This is a genomic window from Nostoc sp. UHCC 0251 (assembly GCF_034932245.1).
GTDB lineage: Bacteria > Cyanobacteriota > Cyanobacteriia > Cyanobacteriales > Nostocaceae > Nostoc.
In genome coordinates, this window is record NZ_JAYGHD010000475.1 from 1 (window position 1) to 4,836 (window position 4,836).

The 4,836-nt window shown below is 45.0% G+C and carries 4 protein-coding genes; 1 reads left to right on the top strand and 3 read right to left on the bottom strand.

The genetic code is table 11. From position 1 onward, the window contains the following. Positions 1–577, top strand: a 577-nt coding sequence (locus VB740_RS35815; RefSeq protein WP_416291300.1) for a WD40 repeat domain-containing protein, incomplete at its 5' end; no start/stop codon positions are given. A gap of 150 nt (positions 578–727) precedes the next feature. Here the strand turns inward: VB740_RS35815 and VB740_RS35820 are convergent. From VB740_RS35820 to VB740_RS35830, 3 genes are all read right to left on the bottom strand, one after another. Then, the gene (locus VB740_RS35820) at positions 728–1,363 is read right to left on the bottom strand and encodes an acetoacetate decarboxylase family protein (protein ID WP_323204553.1); all 636 of its coding nucleotides are present in this window, start codon (positions 1,361–1,363) and stop codon (positions 728–730) included. Positions 1,364–1,490: 127 nt separating this feature from the next. Then, a complete protein-coding gene (dnaK, locus tag VB740_RS35825) occupies positions 1,491–3,395 on the bottom strand; it encodes a molecular chaperone DnaK (RefSeq protein ID WP_323204554.1) in 1,905 nt (634 codons plus the stop codon). A gap of 492 nt (positions 3,396–3,887) precedes the next feature. Continuing rightward, a complete protein-coding gene (locus VB740_RS35830; protein WP_323204555.1) occupies positions 3,888–4,706 on the bottom strand; it encodes an SDR family oxidoreductase in 819 nt (272 codons plus the stop codon). Positions 4,707–4,836: the final 130 nt, after the last annotated feature.

The following is a 4,836-nucleotide window of genomic DNA, read 5'->3' on the forward strand; positions in this document are numbered from 1 at the left end:
GCATTCATCTCACACTCCTAAGAGTGAGTGTGAGGCTTCTGCTGATCTAGCTAAACGCTGGGATATTGAAACAGGCGATTGTCCTCATACATGGGAGGCAGACTCTAACCGTGTTTGGGCAGTTGCAGTAAGTTCAGATACTCAGTATGTCGCTACTGGTGGTGATGACTCCTTGGTGCGGCTGTGGGACATCCACACAGGGGTTTGTCTGCGTACATTTTCTGGACATACCAGCCAGGTACTCTGTATTTTGTTCACCGACGATGGCGATCGCATGATTAGTAGTAGTAGCGATCGTACCATCAAAATTTGGAATGTAGTTACTGGAGACTGCCTTGCTACACTACAGAATCATCTCAACTGGGTATGGCCGCTTAATCTGAACCACGACGCTCAAACTCTTCTCAGTGGTAGCTGGGATGAAACAATCAACTGTTGGGGTATTACTACGGGGCAATGTCGGCAAACTTTCAGACCAGTCCGCCCGTATGAAGGCATGATTATTACTGAAGCGATCGGGTTGACTGAAGCAGAGGTAGGAACTTTAAAAGCTTTGGGGGCGTTAAAAGTGAATTGATGCACAACTGAACGCACTCTTCTTGCGCTGTCGTACCTATCCCAAACCTCGATATCTCAAGCTTTTGGGTTTGGGTAGAAAAATTTTTCTGACTTTTCTTATTTAGGGACTTCCAAATAACAAAAGTAGGCAAACTTCCGCCGCAGTGGACTAAATACCCATTTCAGCAACGAGTTTTGGCGCATCAACCCGCAAACTCATCTGCTCACAACGCACAGTTAACCAAGGTTGACCTAAACCTATTCCCGAAAAAGGACTTTCGGCGGGAATTTCTAACTTAGAACCAATCAAACCCAATACAGACTCAACTTCAGCAGGGAACATCAGCAAATCGGCACCCTTGGCGCTAAAAGCAGAGGCACTTAACCACTGTCTCCATGCCAAGCTTTGTTGATTATAGTTGAGGCTACAAAGCTTCCGGTTCTCCTGATGCACAGTAACATGGTTTCCTTGCTGCCAGGTAAACTTAGCTAATTCCTTTGGTAGTCCCCAAATTTCTCGACCACCAGCCACCGAATCAGCATTATCTACATAAATATGGGAAACCCAGCCACCGATTTTTCTCTGGTAATTAACTAAAGCTGGGACAACAATTAACTCGCTGTACTCCAGTACCGAGCCTGACCCATAATGAGATAAATACACGCTAGCGAGAGTCTTACCAGGCCATACAGAAATAATTTCTAACTCTAAGGGAATCAAAGGGCGCACTTGGTCAATATTTACCAAATGTAGAGTTTGGATAGCGTAGCCTTGAAGTGTCCAAGGTGCTTGTGGATATGGCATAAGAGATTAACCGAACTTATATAATTCCTAACTCCTAACTCCCTAAAAAAAATCCCCACTCAGGCATTTGCCTGAGTGGGTAATATGAGGTGGGACTAAATAATCTTCCCAATAAGAAGTAGGGGAATTATTTGCTCTCTGTAAAATCAGCGTCAATTACATCGTCGCCGCTACCACCAGATGTGGAACCACCATCTTGAGGAGGTTCAGTACCAGGTGTAGCACCGCCACCAGCTTGTTGATAGATGTTGCTACCAACAGCGAATAGCGCTTGTTGCAATTCTGGGGTGAGCTTCTTGATTTGCTCATCGTCTTCTTTAGCAACTGCTTCCCGCAGTTCTTTCACCAAACCTTCAACTTTGGTCTTGTCAGCATCGGGAACTTTATCACCCAATTCTTGTAGCTGCTTTTCAGCTTGGTATGCCAAAGAGTCGGCTTGGTTCTTGCGTTCAATCCTCTCACGCCGTTCTTTGTCAGATGAAGCATTTTGTTCAGCTTCTCTTACCATCCGGTCAACATCAGATTTATCCAGAGTAGAAGCGCCGGTTATACTGATGGACTGTTCTTTACCAGTACCTTTGTCCTTAGCGGTAACATTAAGGATACCGTTGGCGTCAATATCGAACACCACTTCAATTTGAGGAACGCCGCGTGGTGCAGGAGGAATACCATCGAGGCGGAAGGTTCCCAAGCTCTTGTTATCGTTAGAGAATTCGCGTTCACCTTGGAGGACGTGAATTTCTACGTTGGTTTGTCCATCCACAGCAGTGGAGAAGACTTCCGATTTCTTGGTGGGAATTGTTGTGTTGCGGGGGATAATTTTGGTCATCACGCCGCCCAATGTTTCAACACCTAAAGATAGCGGTGTTACGTCTAACAGCAAGATGCCAGTTACATCACCAGCCAGTACCCCGGCTTGAATAGCTGCACCGACTGCTACGACTTCATCAGGGTTGACGGTTTGGTTGGGGTCTTTACCCAATACCTGCTTCACAATCTGTTGGACTGCGGGAATGCGGGTAGAACCACCAACTAACACCACTTCATCAATATCGCCTTTGTTTAACTTGGCATCCCGAAGGGCATTTTCCACAGGGATACGGCAACGGTCGATTAAGTCAGAGCAAAGTTCTTCAAACTGAGCGCGAGTTAGAGTTGTATCCAGGTGCTTGGGCCCATCCTGGGTAGCGGTGATAAATGGCAGGTTGATTTCTGCTTGGCTAACGCTAGAAAGCTCAATTTTGGCTTTTTCTGCCGCTTCAGTCAGACGTTGTAAAGCTTGCTTATCTTTCCGCAGGTCAATACCTTCGGCTTTTCTGAACTTCTCAGCTAAGAAGTCAACTATTTTTTTATCAAAGTCGTCACCACCAAGGTGGGTGTCACCAGATGTGGCTAGTACTTCAAAAACTCCATCTCCTACTTCCAGTACGGATACGTCGAAGGTACCACCACCAAGGTCAAATACGAGAATGGTTTCGTTACTCTTCTTGTCAAATCCGTATGCCAGAGAAGCGGCAGTAGGCTCGTTGATAATCCGTAGAACTTCAATCCCGGCAATTTTACCAGCGTCTTTTGTCGCTTGGCGTTGCGAGTCATTGAAGTATGCGGGAACAGTGATTACAGCTTGGGTTACAGTTTCACCCAGGTATTTGCTGGCGTCTTCAACTAGTTTGCGAAGAACTTTTGCAGAAATTTCTTCAGGAGCAAACGGTTTACCAGCTATCGGACAATCTAATTTGACATTGCCGTTGCTGCTGAGGACTTTGTAAGAAACTTCCGTAGCTTCGTTACTTACTTCCTCGAAGCGGCGTCCGATAAAGCGTTTGACTGAGTAAAACGTATTTTCGGGGTTCATCACCGCTTGGCGCTTGGCGATTTGACCAACCAAGTTGTCGCCATTTTTCGCAAATGCGACTACTGATGGCGTTGTCCGAAAACCTTCAGCATTAGCAATTACTGTGGGTTTACCACCTTCCATCACTGCCACGCAGGAGTTCGTTGTTCCTAAGTCAATTCCAACTACTTTTGCCATTTTAGGTGCTGGCTCCGTATAACTACAAATGAATGAATGAGAATATAAAGGACTAAATTTTTAACCAACAGGGTCAATAAATCAGCCAGTTCAGCATGAATACCTTTGTTTTGGCTTTTCTGGAGTTAAAACTCCAGATATGCTGATATATATACTGAAGCTTAGTGTTAGCCAGTCCATGAAGGGTGGTTTCCCGAACCTTACTTAGGACGGTTAAACTAACTAAATAGTTTTTTTAGTTGTTTCATGGATTTATTGCCTTCACTCTGTCTAATGTATGGGAATTAATACTTTCAGTAATTAGGGTGAACCGTAACGGTAGAGTGGTGTTTGCCGTCTTTAGAGGTAATAAATTACAAAAGCACTGAGAATAGAAGAAGATTAAAAGACGCCTAAGCTAGTAAGAACCGCAGGTATCACTGCCGTAATACCGTATAATCAGCAGTATTTTGATGTCGGGCATCGGATAAAATACTACTCAGCACTAACTACTTACTTGAGCTTAGAAAAAAGAGTTTCCCAGTCAATCGCAGGTGGTCTTTGTCCCTGGTTGACTATTTCAAAAATTTTCCTAGAACTACTTGGGTGTAAAAGGCATTCCACACAAGCGTTTGCTACATCAATCCGGCTGGTATCACCTGAAAGCGTATCCCCAGTGCCGACTACCACACCGTATTTACCTCCAGTTTTTGCCTTCAGGAGGGTGTTGAGGTCGTATGAAGTATATGGCCCGTCAATCAGGCGTCCTGGACGGATGATGGTGTAGGGTAATCCTGAATTAATAATGGACTCTTCGCCTTTCTGTTTGGCATCTAACACGCCAAAAGCATTGAGAACGCTAAAAGGAAACTGATTTTTACGCAGAATTCCGCAAGAAGAGACGAAAACAAACCGTTTCAAATTGCGGGGTGCTGCTGCCACTAAGTTGCTCACACCTTGAGCATCGACCTTTTCCGGACTATTTTTTGCTTTTGCTTCACTAGATTTAGGGTTAAGGAAAGTGATTCCCCATTCAATTAAGTTTGGGGTTTGGTCAAACTCCCATCGCGCAGAGGGAAAGGCTGTGGTTCCAGTACAACTTATGATGTGGCTCACATCTTGGGTTGCGGCTGGCAGTGTAGCTGGCTGGCGGATGTCACCAACGGCAATTTCCACTCTCTGGTTAAACATTTCTTCGGCTTTTGCGGCATTGCGTGTCAGAACCCGAACTTTCAAACCCTTTTCTAGTAATTTGCCTACCACTAGTTGCCCCACTCCACCAGTAGCACCAGCAACTAGTACCAAATCTTCAACTGAATTAAAAGAAGTCATAAACTGCCTTTGAGATGGTCTATTGTTAATCTACTCAAAAAATGCGTAGGCGTAGCTCTAGTAGTTCGCCAAGGAAACTTGGCGGGGTAAAGGGCAAGGGGTAAAGGGAAAAGATGTTTACTCCTTTAAC

What these genes read in the sequence shown, in the direction of transcription:
- VB740_RS35820 (WP_323204553.1), bottom strand. Translation starts at nt 1,363, where the DNA reads ATGCCATATCCACAAGCACCTTGGACACTTCAAGGCTACGCTATCCAA.
- dnaK (WP_323204554.1), bottom strand. Translation starts at nt 3,395, where the DNA reads ATGGCAAAAGTAGTTGGAATTGACTTAGGAACAACGAACTCCTGCGTG.
- VB740_RS35830 (WP_323204555.1), bottom strand. Translation starts at nt 4,706, where the DNA reads ATGACTTCTTTTAATTCAGTTGAAGATTTGGTACTAGTTGCTGGTGCT.